Raw genomic sequence first — 17,551 nt, 5'->3', positions numbered from 1 at the left:
CTTATTTAATACCACTAAGTTTTCTATTTACAAACTCAGTTACCGCAAATGTTGCAACATCATCTGCGTATTTTCCCGGCCCAAAACCAGCGTCGTAACCAAGTTCCTTAGCAAGTTCGTGAGTGATTCTTGGACCTCCACATATAAGAATTACCTTATCTCTTAATCCTTCAGCCTCTAAAAGTTCAACAAGATGTGTTAAATTCTGAATATGAACATCCTTTTGAGTTACGGTCTGTGAAACTAACAAAACATCCGCCTTAAGCTCTATAGCCTTTTTAACGAATTCTTCATTTGGAACCTGGCTACCAAGATTATATGCCTCTATCATTTCATATCTTTCAAGACCATAGTGCCCTGCAAATCCCTTCATGTTCATAATAGCATCTATTCCTACTGTATGAGCATCAGTTCCTGTGCTTGCACCTATAACAACAAGCTTTCTTCCGATATTTTCCTTTATATACTGATTAACCTCGTCCATCGACATAGTTTGAACATCAACTGTTTCAACGTGAATTGAAGTATAATCAACTGAATGAACTACACTTCCGTATACAACAAAGAATGTAAATTCCTTGTCAAGAGCTTCATGATGCACAACCTGTGGATCAATTATTCCCATTTTCTTTACAAGCTGCTTTGCAGCTTCAACTGCTCTTTCACCATCAGGAACAGGCAGTGTAAAGCTTAATTGAACTTTTCCATCATTCATTGTATCCCCATATGGTTTTACTTTAGTCAAATCCAGCGTCTTATCAAAATCCTTTTTTTCTGTAGAATACAAGCCACCGCTCATTAGTTTCTACCTCCCAGCATAAGTTCTACGAATGGATTGAAGTAATTTGCATCCTTTTCAACAACCCCGTCAAGTCCTTTACCACCGTTTATAGGTCTTTTAATATTAGCAAATTTTCCTTGTTCAAGTGTTCTAAACAATCCCTCTCTTTGTATTTCCTTTAAAAGTTCATTAGCTTTATTTAATACTTCATTTGCCCTTCTTTGAATTATTCCATCCTGCTTGAATTCAATTTCATCTCCAAAGGATTCCATGTTGTTGAATATATATCTGGCATTTTCAATTGATAGTGCTCTATCCTGCATAAAAGGAGTATGAATTGCTTCGGTTAGCATCCCAAGCAAATGAACCTTTTGTCCTGTCATAATTGTAACCATATTAAAAAGAGCATCCTGTATATGTCCTCTGAATATATTACCTGTCATAAACTTAGTAGGAGGCATATATTTCAATGGAGCCTTTGGAAATATTTCTCGTGCCATTTGAGCCTGTGCCAGTTCAAGAAGGAATCCATTTTTTAGCTCAGGATTCATTTCAAATGCATGTCCAAGTCCCATTTGTTCCTCTGGAATTCCTGCCATAAGAGCAAACTGTTCGTTAATAAATTGTGATGCTAAAACAGTGTGAGCCTCCTCTACTGCATCTGCTGTAGTCAAATAATTATCCTCACCTGTGTTTATGATAACCCCAGCAAATCCATTTATCACTCTTGAGAAGAACTGGTCAATAATAGTTCTTTTCATATTGATATCTCTGAATAGAATTCCATATAGAGCATCGTTTAGCATCATATCAAGCCTTTCAAGTGCTCCCATAGCTGCTATTTCAGGCATGCAAAGACCTGAACAGTAGTTGGTTAATCTTATATATCTTCCTAATTCTTCGCCAACCTCATCAAGCGCCTTCCTCATTAGTCTGAAGTTTTCTTGAGTTGCAAATGTTCCTCCAAATCCCTCAGTTGTTGCTCCATAAGGAACATAGTCAAGAAGGCTTTGGCCAGTTGTTCTTATAACTGCAATTACATCTGCCCCCTGTCTTGCAGCAGCCTTAGCTTGAATTATATCCTCATATATATTTCCAGTTGCAACTATTACATAAAGGAATGGTCCCTTTTTGTCACCATACTTTTGAAGAAGCTCTTCTCTTTTCTCTCTATTCTTTTTAATTCTTTCAACTGTAGCTTTTGCCACCTTTGAAACTTCCATCTTTATTTCAAACATATCATTCATCGGAAATGTAGTTAAATCAATCTCTCCCTTTGCTACCCTTTCGGCTATTTCCTGAGGAGACAATTTAGTGTGCAGCATTGCATTACCAATAAATGCAGCTGCACCTACTGACAATCCGTTTCCTTTTTTAATATTATCCACAACCACATTAGGAAGTGGAACTCCAAATTCATCAACTCCATCTATTCCAAGAAGTCTGCATATAGTTCTTTCAACTGCAACTGTCGTATGTCTATCAATAAATTTTTGGGTATCTTCTGCTATGCTTTTAGCACAATTTCGAGCCTCGTTTACTATATCCCAATTAAGATTTAACTTGCTTTTCATCCTTCTCCCCCTCTTCAATTAGTTTTTTTGCAATGTCTATTATTTTTTCTTCTAATCCTAATAATATTGAAATGTTTAGTGCATCCTTCGGAACTTCACTTAAAGAATTTATCTTTTCTAATCTATAATCCATATATTCCTGTATAAGTTCTACTGAATTTTTATTGTTTAAATTTATTTTTCTTTTCAAAGATTCAACGTCAATATTTTTTAGCCCGACTACCTGATAGTGAATCATATCTTCATCTGGTATACCATCAAAATGAGTCGATATAACTGAAAAACTTGAAAACTTATTAAGATACTTTGCTATTGCCTTTACAATATAAAATCCCTCTTTAGGATTTGTTCCTCTTGCGACTTCATCAAGGGCTGCAAAGCCAGTTCCACTTTTTATGCTATCAACAACTTCTCTAAGTTTAATAATTTCAGCCCCAAACGTGCTGAGCCCCCTTGATACAGACTGCAAATCGTCTGAAATAAAATAAATAAAATCTAATATAGTAAATTTTGCCTCCTCTGCAAGAACATAAAAGCCTAAGTGGCCTAATAGTAGATTTAACGATATCGTTTTTAATGAAACGCTTTTCCCCCCCATGTTAGCGCCTGTAATTATAGTTGAACCTGAATTAAGTTCAATAGATATTGGAGTATAATTTTTCCCCTTTTCTTTCAATAAGTCCATTACTTCAGGATTGATTAGATTTCTAAACGCAATTGTTTTCTCATCTGAGATTTGAGGTTTTACTCCATTATACTTAATTGAAACCTTGGCTTTGGCAATTAAAAAATCCAATTTAGCAATAGCGCGAAAATTATCATTAAATTTATCAGTCCATTTTTGTATTTTTTCAGATAAATATTTTTTAACCTTTAATTCCTCTTCTTCTTCGTGATAAACAATATTTAGTCTTTCTTCCTTTAATTTTTTAATTACTTCCTCATCGTGTTCAATAAATATTCTCTTTTCTAATTCTCTTTTTTTCTCCCTAATTGCTTTTAAATTATTTGAATAAGAATCGTAGATGTGAAATGTGGGAAGATTATTTCCTTCTGGGTCCAGCAATATATATATTTCTTTTAGTGAGTTTAAATAAATAAAATCTAAATTTAAACAGGTGATTAGTTCATTTAATTTCTCATTGATAAAACAAAAATTTTTTATTTCATAAAGCTCTACCTCATCAAGTAAATGCCCACCTTTACACCTTTTTATACTGTTTCTTATATCTTTTAATTTTGATAAATTCCCCTCTATCTCATCGAATACTAATTTATTCTGTTTGTAATTTTCTATAATAACTTCTAATTCATCCAGTTCCTTTTCCAATAATTCTTTTTCATTTCTTTTATATGGTCTTAGGCTTTTAATTAATTCGTACCCAAAATGAGTCTTGATGTCTAGTTGGTTTAAAATATACTCTAAACCTATTTGTCTTTTCTGCTCTGAATCTAAAAATTTCATTTTATTCATCTCCCAAAACATCAAAAACAGGCAAGTTAACGCATTGCTGCAGTTTGAATTTAAATCTTTCCCGTTCAAATTCATATCCATAGGGCGATTTTGGATTAATAGTTAAGCAAACTATATTAATACGCTCTAACACTTTTATCCTTACACCAAATTTAAATAGCAAATCTAATTTTTCACTGCTAAGAAACAATTTTGTTCCATCCTCAACCAGAATTGTTTTTCCCTTTATTTTATCCGTAGATTTAATCAAATCCTCCGCAAGTTTATCAGTAAAAACCCCTTTTAAAACAATGAATTCAACTTCATCAATCAAATTTTCAATAATAAATTTAGATGATTCAAGTGCTGTTTTTACGTTTAAAATACTATAGCTTAAATCTTTATATATTAATCCCAATCTATTGTTTGAAATTAAATTATTGGCTACACTTATTATATTATTATTCAATTCCTTTTCCGTAGATAAAAGTCTTACAGTTAGAGCGCTTTTTTCGACTACTTTGTCAATACTTCTTGAAAGAGCCGCTCCTGTTGAAAGTATTGTAGCTTCTGTAATGGTTGGCGAAGCCATAGTTTTTCTTGAAAGAGCACCATCAATTAATACCTTTTCGGCCCCTAATTTTAACATTTCATCGCTTATCTTTTTTATTTCACTATTAATAGAAGGTCCTCCTATTTCAACATAACCATCACTGAGAGCTCTTCCGATTATTACCTCACCCATTGGTGTATTTATACCCGTCGTTCTCAACACCTCTTTTGTTACATCCCCTTTTAAAAAAAGTTCCTTAGCAGTAGAATAAATCGTTTCCTTTTCAATATATATCTTGGGTTTTTCTGTATTTGTAACTATATCAGTCTCTTCTCCATCTCTTCCAATCGATGTAAGACCAAGGGGAATTTTCCCCCTGGTCTTATTAATGATATGATTTAATACAGTAGTTTTGCCTACATTCTTCTCCATTCCGATTATCGATATTGTTCTGTAGGGCTTTAAAAGGGCTAAGATATCATTCATGCTTATGACCTCTTTGTTTTCTTGCAAGTCCTTCTGGTTCTAATGATAATTGATTTCCCTGGAGTAAACCTGCAACACCTATAAGTTTTTCTTCTTTTTTGCCTGTGCATACATCGCATTTGCAATTTGGAACATATTCATCTGGTTCTGAATATGTCGTTATAACACCTTCGAAGTTTCTTAAAATGACTTTATCATGGTTCATTGAAACAATATAGTTAGGCATTACAGGAATCTTTCCACCACCGCCAGGTGCATCAACAACGAATGTTGGAACGGCATAACCTGATGTATGACCTCTTAATCCTTCGATTATTTCGATTCCCTTTGCAACAGGTGTTCTAAAATGTCTAAGTCCCATCGATAAGTCGCATTGGTAGATATAATACGGCCTTACCCTCATCTTAACTAGCTCATGAACTAATTTCTTCATTATATGAACACAGTCGTTTATTCCTCTAAGTAAAACTGACTGATTTCCAAGAGGGATTCCAGCATCAGCTAAAAGTGCTATAGCCCTCTTTGAATCTTCTGTAACTTCATTAGGATGATTAAAATGAGTATTAAGCCAGATTGGATGATATTTCTTTAGCATATCAACTAATTCTTTAGTAATTCTTTGAGGCATAACAACTGGTGTTCTTGAACCTATTCTTATAATATCTACATGTGGAATAGCTCTTAATTTGCTTATGATATGCTCAAGCTTTTCATCTGATAAAGTTAATGGATCTCCTCCTGAAATTAACACATCCCTTATAACTGGAGTTTTTTCAATGTATTTTATAGCATTTTCAATCTGCTCCATGGGAAGTGCAGTATCATGCTGTCCTGCAAACCTTCTTCTTGTGCAATGTCTGCAATACATTGAACACTGATCAGTTACAAGAAGCAATACTCTGTCAGGATATCTGTGTGTTAAGCCAGGAACGGGTGAGTCTGTATCTTCATGTAAAGGGTCTAAAAGGTCTTCCTGGGCTTTAAAAAGTTCATTTTCGGTTGGAATAGCTTGTTTTCTAACTGGATCATCTGGATCATTTGGATCAATTATAGAAAGATAATATGGAGTTATTGCCATTCTCAAGGTTCCAAGGCAGGTTGCAACTCCCTTTTCTTCTTCTTCCGTCAATGGCATGTATTTTTTTAAGTCATCTAAAGTCTCAATTCTGTTTCTAAACTGCCATTTCCAATCGTTCCACATTTCATCCGGTATATCCTTAAACAGTTCAAATCTTCTATTAACCTTCATCTCCATAACCCCCACAAATATTAATTTGCATAAAGCTCTTCAAATACTTTTCTTAACTTTTCATTTTCTCTTAATTCCTGCAATGTTATTTCAGCATGTCCCTTAGTATAGCCATTTCCAATTATCATTGTAACGTCCTTGCCAACTCCTTCTGCCCCCAATGCAGCCTTTGTAAAGCTCGTAGCCATTGAGAAGAAGTAAACAATTCCGTCATCCTTAACTGGAAGTATTGTTGACATTTCAGTATTGGCAACATTTACACAGTTTATAGCTATATCAATTTCTTTACCATTGTTTGCTTCTAATGTCTTGTTCAAAACTTCTACTGGCTTTTGAGCATCTGCAATAATTATCTCATGGCAAACTCCAAGATATTCCAGCCTTTCCTTATCCTTTTGTGATCTTACAAGCCCTATAACTTTGCCAGTTGGTCCTACTCTTTTCATAGCTTCATAGCAGCAGAGCATTCCTGATTTTCCGCCCGCACCTAAAATAAGGACGCTTTGCCCTGGCTTTACAAGCTTTGCAGTTTGAGCTGGTGCACCAGCAACATCAAGGGCTGCAAGTGCTAATGTTTCATCCATATCCTTTGGAAGCTTTGCGTAAATTCCGCTTTCAAACAATATAGCCTTTCCCTTAATTTCAACTCTGTCTATTTCAGGTTTAATATCTATTATTTCATCAATTCTAAGAGGTGTTAAAGAAAGAGATACAAGTGTTGCTATTTTATCTCCAACATTTAAATCAGTTTTACCAATTAATGATTCTCCTATTTTTTCTACGATACCTATAAGCATTCCGCCTGACCCTGTTACAGGATTTTGCATCTTTCCTCTTTCGCCTACTATTTCTAAAATTCTTTTCTTTATCTTTTCAACATCTCCACCTTGCTCTTCTTCAATCTGTGTAAAACTTGCTGAATCAATGTTAAGTGCTATTACATCAATTAGAATTTCATTGTCATATATTTCCATATCGTTTGAAATCTTTAATGCAGGTTGTGGTAAAACCCCCTGTGGTTCTATTACTCTATGTGTTCCATATTTACATCCCTTTCTCATGTTAATCCCCCTTATATTTCCATTATTTTTACTTCATCAGGTATTATAAGTTCTGCTTCTGTCAATGACTTTACCTCATCAACAGTTGTATCCTTATATATTTCTTTTAAAACTAAACCCTTTTCCGTAACTTCCAAAACGCATAGTTCAGTCACAATCATATTAACTTCTCCCTTTGCAGTTAGTGGAAGTCTGCATCTTTTTAATATTTTAGGCTGCCCCTTTGATGTATGCTGCATTGCCACTATAACCTTTTTAGCTCCAACAACCAAATCCATAGCTCCACCCATTCCGGGAACCATCTTTCCTGGAATTATCCAATTTGCAAGGTTTCCTTCCTGGTCAACTTCAAGAGCTCCAAGAACTGTAATATCTACATGTCCACCTCTTATCAAGGTAAACGAAACAGAACTGTCAAAAAAAGCTCCTCCTGGTAATACTGTTACAGGAATTCCACCTGCGTTAGTGATGTTTTTGTCTTCCTTTCCTGCTTCTGGCATTGGACCCATTCCTACCATACCGTTCTCAGATTGAAAAATAACGTTAACTCCTTCTGGGACATAGTTTGCAACTAATGTTGGAAGCCCAATTCCTAAATTAACAAGCTGTCCGTCCTTTAGTTCCTTAGCTATTCTTCTTGCAATTATCTCTTTAGCTTGTTCTGCATTAGGTATCATATCATGCACCCCCCTTGATTATATAATCAACTACTACACCCGGCGTCATTGCATCTTCTGGTTTTAATTCTCCTACCTTAACAATCTCTTCCGCTTCAACAATAACCGTATCTGCTGCAAATGCGATTATTGGATTAAAATTTCTTGTGGTTCCTTTGTAAAACACGTTGCCCATTTCATCTGCTATACTTCCCTTTACAAGCGCAATATCAGCTCTTAATGGAAGCTCTAACAGATATTCTTTGCCATTTATGTTTAATTTTTGTTTTCCTTCTTCTACAATAGTCCCAACGCCAGTTGGAGTTAAGACACCGCCAAGTCCAGCTCCAGCTGCTCTTATTCTTTCAATCAATGTTCCCTGAGGGCAAAGTTCAACTTCCATTTTGCCTTCGTTCATAAGTCTTCCGGTTTCTGGGTTAGTTCCAATGTGGGATACAATAACCCTCTTAACTTGTCCATTAACCACAAGCTTTCCTATCCCTCTGTCTGGGAATGCAGTGTCGTTAGCAATTATGGTTAATTCTTTAACATTCATTTCCACTAAAGTATCGATTAGTTTTTCAGGAGTTCCACATGCTAAAAATCCACCAATCATTATAGTCATTCCATCTTTGATAAGCGTTTTAATTTCGTTGATATCAACCACCTTTTTCATTCTATCACCTCACTATTCCCAATATTTTTCTTGCCTCATCAGGGGTTGCAATTTCCCTTCCAAGTTCCTTTGCAATTCTAACAACTTTTTCAACAAGCTCTGCATTAGAGTTTGCCAAAACTCCCTTTGAAATATATACATTATCTTCGAATCCCACTCTAACGTTTCCACCCATTAAAATTGCCATTGTAGCAAGCGGGAATTCAAATCTTCCTATTCCGGTTACTGTCCAGGTAGCATCCTTGGGAATGCTTTCAGACAAAAATATTAAATCCCTTGGTTCTCCTGATATTCCACCGTTTACTCCCATAACAAAATTGAAATGAAGCGGTCCTTTAATAATTCCCTTTTTATGTAGTCTTAGAGCCATATCAACCATTCCCTTGTCAAAAACCTCTAATTCAGGTTTTATACCAAGTTCATTTATTTTATTTGCAAAGTAAATAATTGTGTTTTCTGTATTAACGAATATATCGTCTCCACCAAAGTTTACCGTTCCACAGTCAAGCGTTGCCATTTCAGGTTTTAAGTATACAGGCTGAAGTCTTTCTTCGTTAGTCATTCCAACTGCCCCGCCTGTTGACGGTTGAATGATTACATCTGGGCACCTTTCCCTTATGGCCTCCATACATGCTCTGAATCTTTCTTTATCCTGTGTCGGAGTTCCATCATCATTTCTAACGTGAAGATGAATAATGCTTGCTCCAGCCCTATAGGCCTTTTCTGCTTCATTTGCAATTTCTTCTACAGTATAAGGAACGTTTGGATTATGTTTTTTAGTAACTTCGGCACCACAAATAGCTGCGGTTATTATTAGTTTTTCCATCCTATCCCCTCACCTTTTATTTCTTTGTTTATCCTTTGGAACAACGCATGTTCCACTTGCTCTACAAACAACTATCGGCTCATCAATAACTTCTGCTGCTGAATCGTTTATGTCAGGCCTTGACTGTATAACCTTCCTTGCCTCAAACTTCATTTTTCTTGAAGTGTTTCCTACTTCAACTATTTCACCTACGGCTTCGATGTAATCACCAGCATATACAGGTGCTAAAAATTCTACAGAATCATAAGCTCTAAATAAACCTTCATCCCCGTCATGTCTTATCAATAATTCTGTTGCTACATCACCAAACAAATTTAACATTCTTGCACCATCTACAAGGTTTCCCCCATAATGGGCATCATGCATACTCATTCTTAATCTTATTACTGCCTTCAATTTTAACCCCCCTATATTTTTGAAATTTTTTGATAATTTTAGACAAATTAAAAGCGCTATTTATGCAATGGTATAAAACCACTGCATAAATAGCGCTTCATGGCAAACCATGACAGTGATAGGGCGTTGTGCTCCATCACCAAGGATATATCTAGGAACCGATAAATCCTTTCGGCAGACAACCCCTTCACATTAGGCTTCGGAAGTTCCTTTCCTTAACATCCTAATGCTACCTTATTATCTGCACCTCTATTTATGCGAAATTTAGAATTTATTTCTAATTATTATTATAGCATCAATTAAAATTTTTGTTAATATGTTTTTTGAATTTTTTAAATATTTGCATTTTCAATCAATATTGAAACTCCCATTCCCGCACCAATACAGAGTGCTGCAACTCCATATCTCTTGTTTTGTCGAATAAGTTCATGTATAAGAGTTACCAATATTCTTGTCCCGCTAGCACCTATTGGGTGGCCTATTGCGATTGCACCACCATTTACATTTACCTTTTCAGCATCAACTTTCAGTTCTCTTAACACCGCAAGCGATTGTGAGGCAAATGCTTCATTGAGTTCAAATAAATCAATATCCTCAATTGTCAAGTTAGCCTTTCTGAGCATTTTGTTGATTGCATCAACTGGACCTATTCCCATTATGCTTGGATCAACTCCAGCAAGTCCAAACCCCTTAATATAAACAAGAGGATTTAATCCTAATTCTTTACACTTCTCCTCTGAAGCAACTAAAACAGCAGCAGCCCCATCGTTAATCCCTGATGCATTACCTGCAGTAACTGTTCCGTCTGCTTTAAATGCAGGTCTTAATTTTGCAAGCTTCTCGATAGTCGTTTCTTCTCTAATATATTCATCATCCTTAAATATTATTTCTTCCTTCTTGTTCTTTATAGTAATTGGAACTATTTCATCGACAAATTTTCCATCTTTTCTTGCCTTTGTAGCTTTCATCTGGCTATTATATGCAAACTCATCCTGTTCTTCTCTTGTTAAATTATATTTTTGAGCTAGATTTTCAGCTGTAATTCCCATATGATACAAATTAAATGGACAAGTTAATCCATCATGTATCATTACATCTATAAGTTCAGTATTGCCCATCTTTATTCCATTTCTAAGACCCTTTACTAAAAAAGGTGCATTTGACATACTCTCCATACCACCTGCAATGCTCAACTCTTCTTGTCCTGCAAGTATTGAAGTGTATGCCATAATAACTGAATGAAGTCCTGAACCACACACAGTATTAACTGTTGTAGCTGGAACAGGAAGAGGAACTCCAGCTTTCAATGCTGCTTGTCTTGCAGGATTTTGACCATTTCCTGCCTGTAAAACATTCCCCATATAAACCATATCTAATTTCTCTTTAATTTCTGGCCTTTTATTAAGTAATTCGGAAATAACCTTTGTTCCTAAGTCTACTGCACTGAATCCTGCAAGACTTCCCATAAAGGAACCAACAGGTGTTCTTAATGCTTCAACAATCGCTACCTTTTGCATAATAGCCCCCCTCTTTTTGAATCTTCACAATATTATGATAAGGCTATTTTAACAATTATTCAACGAAAGTTAATTTTGTGACAAAGAATTGTATAAAAGGCTGTCTCAAAATTCATTTATTATCTTTTAACTTTAATCTACTAAGCCCCATGAATGATTTCACGGGCATTCGCTCATTTCACCAAGTAACTCTAAGCTTTTCTTTGTTTTCAAAAGTGCTACCCTCGCGAGACTTCCTCCTGAAGTCCGCTCGGCTCTACTCGTCCTGAGTAGAATTACGCACTTTTGAAAAGTCGAAAAGCAAGAGTTACTAAGGCTCATGAGAGATGCCACTTTGAAATCATATCATGGGGCTACATTAGTATGCTAAAAATGAAATTAATAACTTATAAATTTTGAGACAGCCTTTTACATATAATCATAAAAACCTCTGCCAGTTTTTCTTCCAAGGTAACCTGCTCTTACCATTTTCTTTAATAGAGGGTGTGGTCTATATTTTTGATCTCCAGTTTCTTTGTAGAGATATTCCATAATAGCAAGATTAATATCGTTTCCTATAAAATCTGCAAGTTCTAACGGTCCCATAGGATGGTTAGCGCCAAGTTTCATTGCTTTGTCTATATCCTTTGCAGATGCTATTCCTTCAGCTAAAATTCCTATTGCTTCATTAATCATTGGGATAAGTATTCTGTTTACTACAAATCCCGGTGCCTCATTAACCTCAACTGGGTCTTTTCCAATAGTAGTTGAAATCTCTTTAACTTTATTGTATGTTTCCTCTGAAGTTGCAATGCCTCTTATTATTTCTATAAGCTTCATTACCGGTGCTGGATTAAAAAAGTGCATGCCAATTACTCTATCAGGTCTTTTAGTTGCTGCGGCAATTTCTGTGATTGACAATGATGAAGTATTAGTAGCAAGTATTGTTTCTTCTTTACAAATACTATCAAGCTTTTTAAAAAGCTCCTTTTTTGCATCCATATTTTCTATAATTGCTTCTACTACTAAATCACAATCCTTTGCATCTTCAACATTAATAGATTTATGTATTTTTGAAACAATGTTATTTTTATCTTCCTCGCTTATCTTTCCCTTTTCAACTAACTTAGATATGTTTTTAACTATACCATTATATCCTCTTTCAACAAACTCTTCCTTGATATCATTTAAATAAACTTCTATGCCGCTTTGAGCAAATGTTTGGGCTATACCTGAGCCCATTGTTCCTGAACCTACAACAAATACCTTCATTTTAATCCCCCTATTTATTCTTAAATTTTTCTACCTTTCTTTTTTCTGTAAATGCAGTCATTCCATCCTTTTGATCCTCTGTTGCAAAACATTGTGAAAACACTTCTGCTTCATACATAATTGCAGTATCAATATCAGCCTGGTAGCCTCTATCTATTGCAGCCTTTGCTAATCCTACTGCAATTGGAGCGTTTTGTGATATTTTATTAGCGAGTTTTTTAGCTTCATCAATAAGTTCTTCTTTTTTAACTACTTTATTTACAAGTCCAATTCTTAGCGCCTCATTGGCATCAATAACGTCTCCTGTAAATATTAATTCCTTTGCCTTTGATTTGCCAACAATTCTTGAGAGCCTTTGTGTTCCTCCAAAGCCCGGAGTTATACCAAGTCCCACCTCTGGCTGCCCAAATTTTGCAGTTTCAGATGCTATTCTAATATCACACGCCATAGCAAGTTCGCATCCTCCACCAAGGGCATAACCGTTAACAGCAGCAATTGTGGGGATTCTTAAGCTCTCAATCCTTCTGAATACTTTATTCCCTAATATACTGAAATTTCTAGCTTCTTTTGGGTTCATATCCTTCATCTCTGCAATATCAGCACCTGCAACAAATGCCTTTTCCCCATCCCCTGTAATTACAAGAGCATAAATCTCATTATCATTTTCAATTTCATCAATTGCTCCGTCTAATTCTTTTAATACTTTTGTGTTTAGCGCGTTTAACGCCTTTGGTCTTGAAATTGTTAACACCGCAATATTTTCTTCTTTTTGTAAAATAATTGTTTCCAAATTCTCACCCCCAATATGATTATATCACTATTTTGACGATTTTTAAAATTCTAAATATTTTTGTTTAACAATTTACTGCTTGCTCAACTGTAACAATTTCATCTTTGTTTAGATTTAAATCATTAGCTGCACAGTGTATCCCAAGCAATGGTTCAAATCCTGTAAAATATTTTCCATCTCTTCTTTGCATAACTCCTGAACCGAATGGTGTATCGCTACTGAGCATTAGGATAAATCTCAAAAACTTTTTCGTAGATATCCAATAATTTTTTAACTGCTCAATTTCCTAATAAATTTATAAATATTGGCTAATATACCATTTATTTGCGAAAAATGGTATTATAATATTAAGATAATTATACGAGGTGATTTTATGAAAAAGAAAATTTTTTTTATGTTCTTAATCTTTTTAATGTTATTATCTTTAGCATCATCAGAAGATATTCTTAAAGAAAAAACGCTCCATACATCTAACAGAATATTTGCAAAACAATCAAATATAAAAATTAAATCAATAGCTGATATATACATTACAGTCAAGCATAATCAAAGATATCAATTGCCCTCATCAGTAACAGCAGTAATGACAAATAATACAAAACAAAAAGTCCTGATTACTTGGAATTCTAATAAAGTAGATACAAGTAAAGTTAGAAAGCTTACCTTTACTGGTAAAGTTAAGAACTACAACAAATCAGTTAAAGCAACTATTAATATAGTTCCTGTAATTACAAAAATTGATGATATAATACAAGTTGCATTAGTTGGCGATAATATCGAATTTCCTAAAAAAGTTAAAGCAATCATGAGCGACGGAACAACAAAATATGTCGATATACTTTATAATTATAGTCTGCCCTCAACCAATATGCCTGGCATATATTATTGTGATAAAGGAATTGTATCTGGATACGATAAATTTGTTAAATTAAAATGGGTAATTAGAAGATATCCAAATGTTTACTTGAATTTTTTAACGGAAAGAATTAAAATAGATTTTTTATGTCCAACATATGATTATGATAATATGAAAAATTTACAATATGAACCTATAGATAAAAGTCAAATAGATAGATTAAAAGATATTTTTAGTAGTGAAATAAATAAATATCCAAAATCATTATTATCTGAAAATCTTGACAGCATCATTTTTACAAAAAGCCTAATTTATAGAGAAGTACCAATTGGAGGAACTTTTGATTCTATGAATATTTATATAGCTGATGATAATTATTTAGATGCTGATGTAAAACAAGTTTTTCATCATGAATTTAATCACATACTGTTTAACAATTATAAATATCTATTTAATGAAATAGAGTGGACTAATTGTAATCCCAATGACTTTAAATATGGAAATGGTGGGCTTGAATTTCTTAAAGAAACTATTAAACAAGGAAAAAAGGACTACGATTTTGATGATGAATTAGTTAAAGATGGGTTTATAAATCCATATTCTCAGTCAGGAATCGAGGAAGATATTGCCATAATTGCCCAATACTTATTCACTAATAACAAAAGGTTTTGGGAACTTATTAATAATAATGACAGATTAAAGAAAAAAGTTTCTCTACTAATAGATTTTTACAATAAAATTGATCCAATTTTTAAAGAAGAATATTTCAAAAATTTGCAAGGTGATTCTATTTAATTTAATTATTATAAAGTGCTTATGAGAAAAGTTCAGAAAGCAAAAGGCTTCTGAACTTTTCTCATTCCCCTATAATCTTAACTAGAACCCTTTTCCTTCTCTTACCATCAAATTCTCCATAGAAAACCTGTTCCCAAGGACCAAGATCAAGTTTGCCATCAGTAATTGCAACTACAACTTCCCTTCCCATTATTGTTCTTTTTAGGTGGGCATCGGCATTATCTTCAAATCCATTGTGGTGATACTGACTGTAAGGCTTTTCTGGTGCAAGTCTTTCAAGCCAATTTTCAAAGTCCTTATGTAGTCCTGACTCGTCATCGTTAATAAATACGCTTGCAGTTATATGCATTGCATTGCAAAGAAGCAAGCCTTCTTTTATACCGCTTTCCCCAAGGCATTTTTCTAGTTCATGAGTTATATTGACAAAGCCTCTTCTTGTAGGTATATTAAACCAAAGTTCCTTTCTATAGCTTTTCACATTAAACACTCCCCTTAAAATTAATTTTTTCAAGATACAAAAAGAACACAATACATTGATAAATTATCATTCAATATATTGTGTTATAATTTTAACTCATTGTAATTCGTCTAATAACTGATTAATTGATTTTTTCAATATAGGATGAACAAGTTCAGGTGCTATTTCACATAAGGGTTTTAAAACAAATTCCCTATTATGCATATCAGGATGAGGAATCTTAAGATCTTCCTCATTAATGACATCGCTGTTGAAAAAAATTATATCTAAGTCAATATTTCTTGGTCCCCACTTAAACTCTCTTATTCTTCCCATGTCCTTTTCAATATTAAGAAGTGTTTCAAGAACCTGCCTTGGATTTAAATCGGTTATTACCTCAACAACTCCGTTTAAAAACTCAGGCTGATTTGTATACCCATAGGGTTCTGTTGAAACTATGCTTGATTTTTTTATTATTTTAAGTCCTCTATCCTCCATAAGTTTAAGCGCCTGTTCTATATTGTCAGTCTTATCGCCTATATTAGTTCCAAATGCTACATAAACCTTGTTCATCTCAGCACCTCAATCATTCTAATAGCCCTTTTGTTTTCTTTAACATCATGAACTCTTACCATTTCGATTCCCTTTAAGGCTGCATAACAGGATATTGCTATAGTTCCCTCAAGCCTTTCCTCAGGAGGCAGGTTGCCAAGAGCAACTCCAATACTTGACTTTCTTGAGTGTGCAAGAAGAACAGGACATCCTAAATTTTTAAATATTTCTATGTTTTTTATAAGTTCAATATTATGGTCAAAAAGCTTTCCAAATCCTATACCAGGATCAGTTATTATCTTACTTTTTTCAATGCCATTATCTATTGAAAATTTTATTCTCTCTTCTAAGAATTCATAAACTTCCTTTACAACATCATTATAATGTGGATTGTTTTGCATATTTTTCGGAGTTCCCTTTATATGCATTAAAATAACTGGAACATTATATTTTTTAATTACATTAATCATTTCCTTATCGAACATCATTGCACTTATATCATTTATAATGTCAGCTCCAGCTTGTATTGCAAGTTCAGCAGTTTTTGCCCTATAAGTATCTACCGAAATTATTATTTCCTTATTGACTTTTCTTATTGCTTCAATAACAGGAATTACTCTTTTTATTTCTTCATCTTCACTAACTGGTTCAGAACCTGGACGAGTTGATTCCCCTCCAATATCTAATATATCAGCACCTTCATCTATCATTTTTAATGCCTTTTGTTGTGCAACTTCAACACCATTTACCCTTGAACCTTCAAAAAATGAATCAGGTGTAGCATTTAAAATACCCATTATTCTTGTATTCTGAAATTCTATTTTTCTTCCGTCTCTTAAAATTATATAACTCATATTATCTCCCCTTTTTCTGCACATGCAAAGGCGTTATGATTGTGTATGCTCTCCATGCTCTCAGCATAAACTCTATAATATGTTATATCCTTAATTTCATCAAGCCTTATTGCAGCTTCTCTGACTACATCCTCAACAAACCTTGGATTTAAATAAGCCATCTCAGTTACATATTTCTCATCCTTTCTCTTTAGGAGTGAGAAAACTGGAGAACTAGCACTGTCTTCTGCTATTTTAACTACATCTTCTATCCAAATAAGTTTTTTAGAAACTATCTTTATGCTAACTCTTGCCCTTTGATTATGTGCTCCAAAATCGCTTATCTCCTTTGAGCATGGGCATAGGGTTGAAACAGGAACTGCAACTTCCATTATGAATTTAAAATCCTCACCCTTTTCAGCATCAAAGGAACACTTAACATCGTAGGGTGAAATAATCCCCGTTACAGGAGATGGTTTTTTAATAAAATAATCAAAATCTATCCTAATATGAGCTGTCTTTGCATGCAGTTTTTCCTTTAAAGCATCGAGGGCCTTATCGATTTCCTTTGGAGAAATTTCTTTTAAATCATTAACAAGTTCAACGAACCTGCTCATATGTGTCCCCTTTACATCTGCAGGCAAATCCACAGAAAGAGCCATATCTGCAATAGTATTTTGAATACCTCCGTCTTTTTCCTTAATAATTATAGGCCATCTTAGACTGTTAATTCCTACTTTCTTAAGTGGTACATTTCTATAATCTTTTTCACTTTGAACATCCTTCATA

At 34.2% G+C, this 17,551-nt stretch carries 19 protein-coding genes and 1 riboswitch; of the genes, 1 reads left to right on the top strand and 18 read right to left on the bottom strand.

All coding sequences use genetic code 11. The features are described from left to right. Position 1 precedes the first annotated feature (1 nt). The 14 genes from kamE to ABG79_RS12725 all read right to left on the bottom strand — a co-directional run bounded on the left by kamE (position 2) and on the right by ABG79_RS12725 (position 13,459). On the bottom strand, positions 2-799 hold the full coding sequence (kamE, locus tag ABG79_RS00340) for a lysine 5,6-aminomutase subunit beta (protein WP_057975936.1): 798 nt from the start codon (positions 797-799) through the stop codon (positions 2-4). Beyond that, positions 799-2,355 (bottom strand): lysine 5,6-aminomutase subunit alpha, encoded by a 1,557-nt coding sequence (gene kamD / locus ABG79_RS00335; protein WP_057975934.1) that lies wholly within the window; start codon positions 2,353-2,355, stop codon positions 799-801. Before kamD ends, kamE begins: the two co-directional genes overlap by 1 nt. After that, positions 2,333-3,820, bottom strand: coding sequence for a lysine 5,6-aminomutase reactivase ATPase KamC (gene kamC, locus ABG79_RS00330; protein ID WP_057975932.1), 1,488 nt, complete (start codon positions 3,818-3,820; stop codon positions 2,333-2,335). Before kamC ends, kamD begins: the two co-directional genes overlap by 23 nt. 1 nt (position 3,821) lies before the next feature. Further along, positions 3,822-4,847, bottom strand: a complete 1,026-nt coding sequence (gene kamB, locus ABG79_RS00325) for a lysine 5,6-aminomutase reactivase subunit KamB (RefSeq protein ID WP_057975930.1) — start codon at positions 4,845-4,847, stop codon at positions 3,822-3,824. Continuing rightward, positions 4,840-6,096: a lysine 2,3-aminomutase gene (kamA, locus tag ABG79_RS00320; protein WP_057975928.1), complete on the bottom strand. Its 1,257-nt coding sequence runs from the start codon at positions 6,094-6,096 to the stop codon at positions 4,840-4,842. Before kamA ends, kamB begins: the two co-directional genes overlap by 8 nt. 20 nt (positions 6,097-6,116) lie before the next feature. Next, complete coding sequence (gene kdd / locus ABG79_RS00315; protein WP_057975926.1) at positions 6,117-7,157, bottom strand: L-erythro-3,5-diaminohexanoate dehydrogenase; 1,041 nt, start codon at positions 7,155-7,157, stop codon at positions 6,117-6,119. An 11-nt stretch (positions 7,158-7,168) separates the two neighbouring features. After that, positions 7,169-7,834 carry a CoA transferase subunit B gene (locus ABG79_RS00310; RefSeq protein ID WP_057975924.1) on the bottom strand — a complete coding sequence of 222 codons (666 nt, stop codon included), beginning with the start codon at positions 7,832-7,834 and terminating at the stop codon, positions 7,169-7,171. Between the two features lies 1 nt (position 7,835). Then, positions 7,836-8,489, bottom strand: a complete 654-nt coding sequence (gene atoD / locus ABG79_RS00305) for an acetate CoA-transferase subunit alpha (protein WP_057975922.1) — start codon at positions 8,487-8,489, stop codon at positions 7,836-7,838. A gap of 4 nt (positions 8,490-8,493) precedes the next feature. Continuing rightward, entirely contained in the window at positions 8,494-9,315 is an 822-nt protein-coding gene (gene kce / locus ABG79_RS00300; RefSeq protein ID WP_057975919.1) for a 3-keto-5-aminohexanoate cleavage enzyme, read from the bottom strand. A gap of 9 nt (positions 9,316-9,324) precedes the next feature. Continuing rightward, positions 9,325-9,711, bottom strand: a complete 387-nt coding sequence (gene kal / locus ABG79_RS00295) for a 3-aminobutyryl-CoA ammonia lyase (protein WP_083490249.1) — start codon at positions 9,709-9,711, stop codon at positions 9,325-9,327. Positions 9,712-9,793: 82 nt separating this feature from the next. Continuing rightward, positions 9,794-9,971: riboswitch (Lysine riboswitch) on the bottom strand. A gap of 72 nt (positions 9,972-10,043) precedes the next feature. Further along, positions 10,044-11,228 (bottom strand): acetyl-CoA C-acetyltransferase, encoded by a 1,185-nt coding sequence (locus ABG79_RS00290; protein ID WP_057975917.1) that lies wholly within the window; start codon positions 11,226-11,228, stop codon positions 10,044-10,046. A gap of 408 nt (positions 11,229-11,636) precedes the next feature. After that, positions 11,637-12,479 carry a 3-hydroxybutyryl-CoA dehydrogenase gene (locus tag ABG79_RS00285; RefSeq protein WP_057975915.1) on the bottom strand — a complete coding sequence of 281 codons (843 nt, stop codon included), beginning with the start codon at positions 12,477-12,479 and terminating at the stop codon, positions 11,637-11,639. A 10-nt stretch (positions 12,480-12,489) separates the two neighbouring features. Beyond that, complete coding sequence (locus ABG79_RS00280; RefSeq protein WP_057975913.1) at positions 12,490-13,269, bottom strand: short-chain-enoyl-CoA hydratase; 780 nt, start codon at positions 13,267-13,269, stop codon at positions 12,490-12,492. A gap of 64 nt (positions 13,270-13,333) precedes the next feature. Beyond that, positions 13,334-13,459, bottom strand: a complete 126-nt coding sequence (locus tag ABG79_RS12725; protein WP_278287110.1) for a hypothetical protein — start codon at positions 13,457-13,459, stop codon at positions 13,334-13,336. A gap of 183 nt (positions 13,460-13,642) precedes the next feature. On the opposite strand from ABG79_RS12725, the gene ABG79_RS00275 reads away from it, so the two are divergent. Further along, a complete protein-coding gene (locus ABG79_RS00275; protein ID WP_057975911.1) occupies positions 13,643-14,920 on the top strand; it encodes a putative zinc-binding metallopeptidase in 1,278 nt (425 codons plus the stop codon). 61 nt (positions 14,921-14,981) lie between these two features. On the opposite strand, the gene ABG79_RS00270 is transcribed toward ABG79_RS00275, so the two are convergent. The 4 genes from ABG79_RS00270 to folE2 all read right to left on the bottom strand — a co-directional run bounded on the left by ABG79_RS00270 (position 14,982) and on the right by folE2 (position 17,550). After that, positions 14,982-15,398 carry a secondary thiamine-phosphate synthase enzyme YjbQ gene (locus tag ABG79_RS00270; protein ID WP_057975909.1) on the bottom strand — a complete coding sequence of 139 codons (417 nt, stop codon included), beginning with the start codon at positions 15,396-15,398 and terminating at the stop codon, positions 14,982-14,984. Between the two features lie 96 nt (positions 15,399-15,494). After that, positions 15,495-15,950: a 2-amino-4-hydroxy-6-hydroxymethyldihydropteridine diphosphokinase gene (gene folK / locus ABG79_RS00265; RefSeq protein ID WP_057975907.1), complete on the bottom strand. Its 456-nt coding sequence runs from the start codon at positions 15,948-15,950 to the stop codon at positions 15,495-15,497. Further along, positions 15,947-16,783 carry a dihydropteroate synthase gene (gene folP / locus ABG79_RS00260; protein ID WP_057975906.1) on the bottom strand — a complete coding sequence of 279 codons (837 nt, stop codon included), beginning with the start codon at positions 16,781-16,783 and terminating at the stop codon, positions 15,947-15,949. The genes folK and folP overlap by 4 nt, the downstream gene beginning before the upstream one ends. Further along, on the bottom strand, positions 16,780-17,550 hold the full coding sequence (gene folE2 / locus ABG79_RS00255) for a GTP cyclohydrolase FolE2 (protein WP_057975904.1): 771 nt from the start codon (positions 17,548-17,550) through the stop codon (positions 16,780-16,782). The genes folP and folE2 overlap by 4 nt, the downstream gene beginning before the upstream one ends. Position 17,551 lies beyond the last annotated feature (1 nt).

The organism is Caloramator mitchellensis, from assembly GCF_001440545.1.
Taxonomy (GTDB): Bacteria; Bacillota; Clostridia; order Clostridiales; family Caloramatoraceae; genus Caloramator; species Caloramator mitchellensis.
This window is presented reverse-complemented; position numbering and strand designations above follow the sequence as displayed.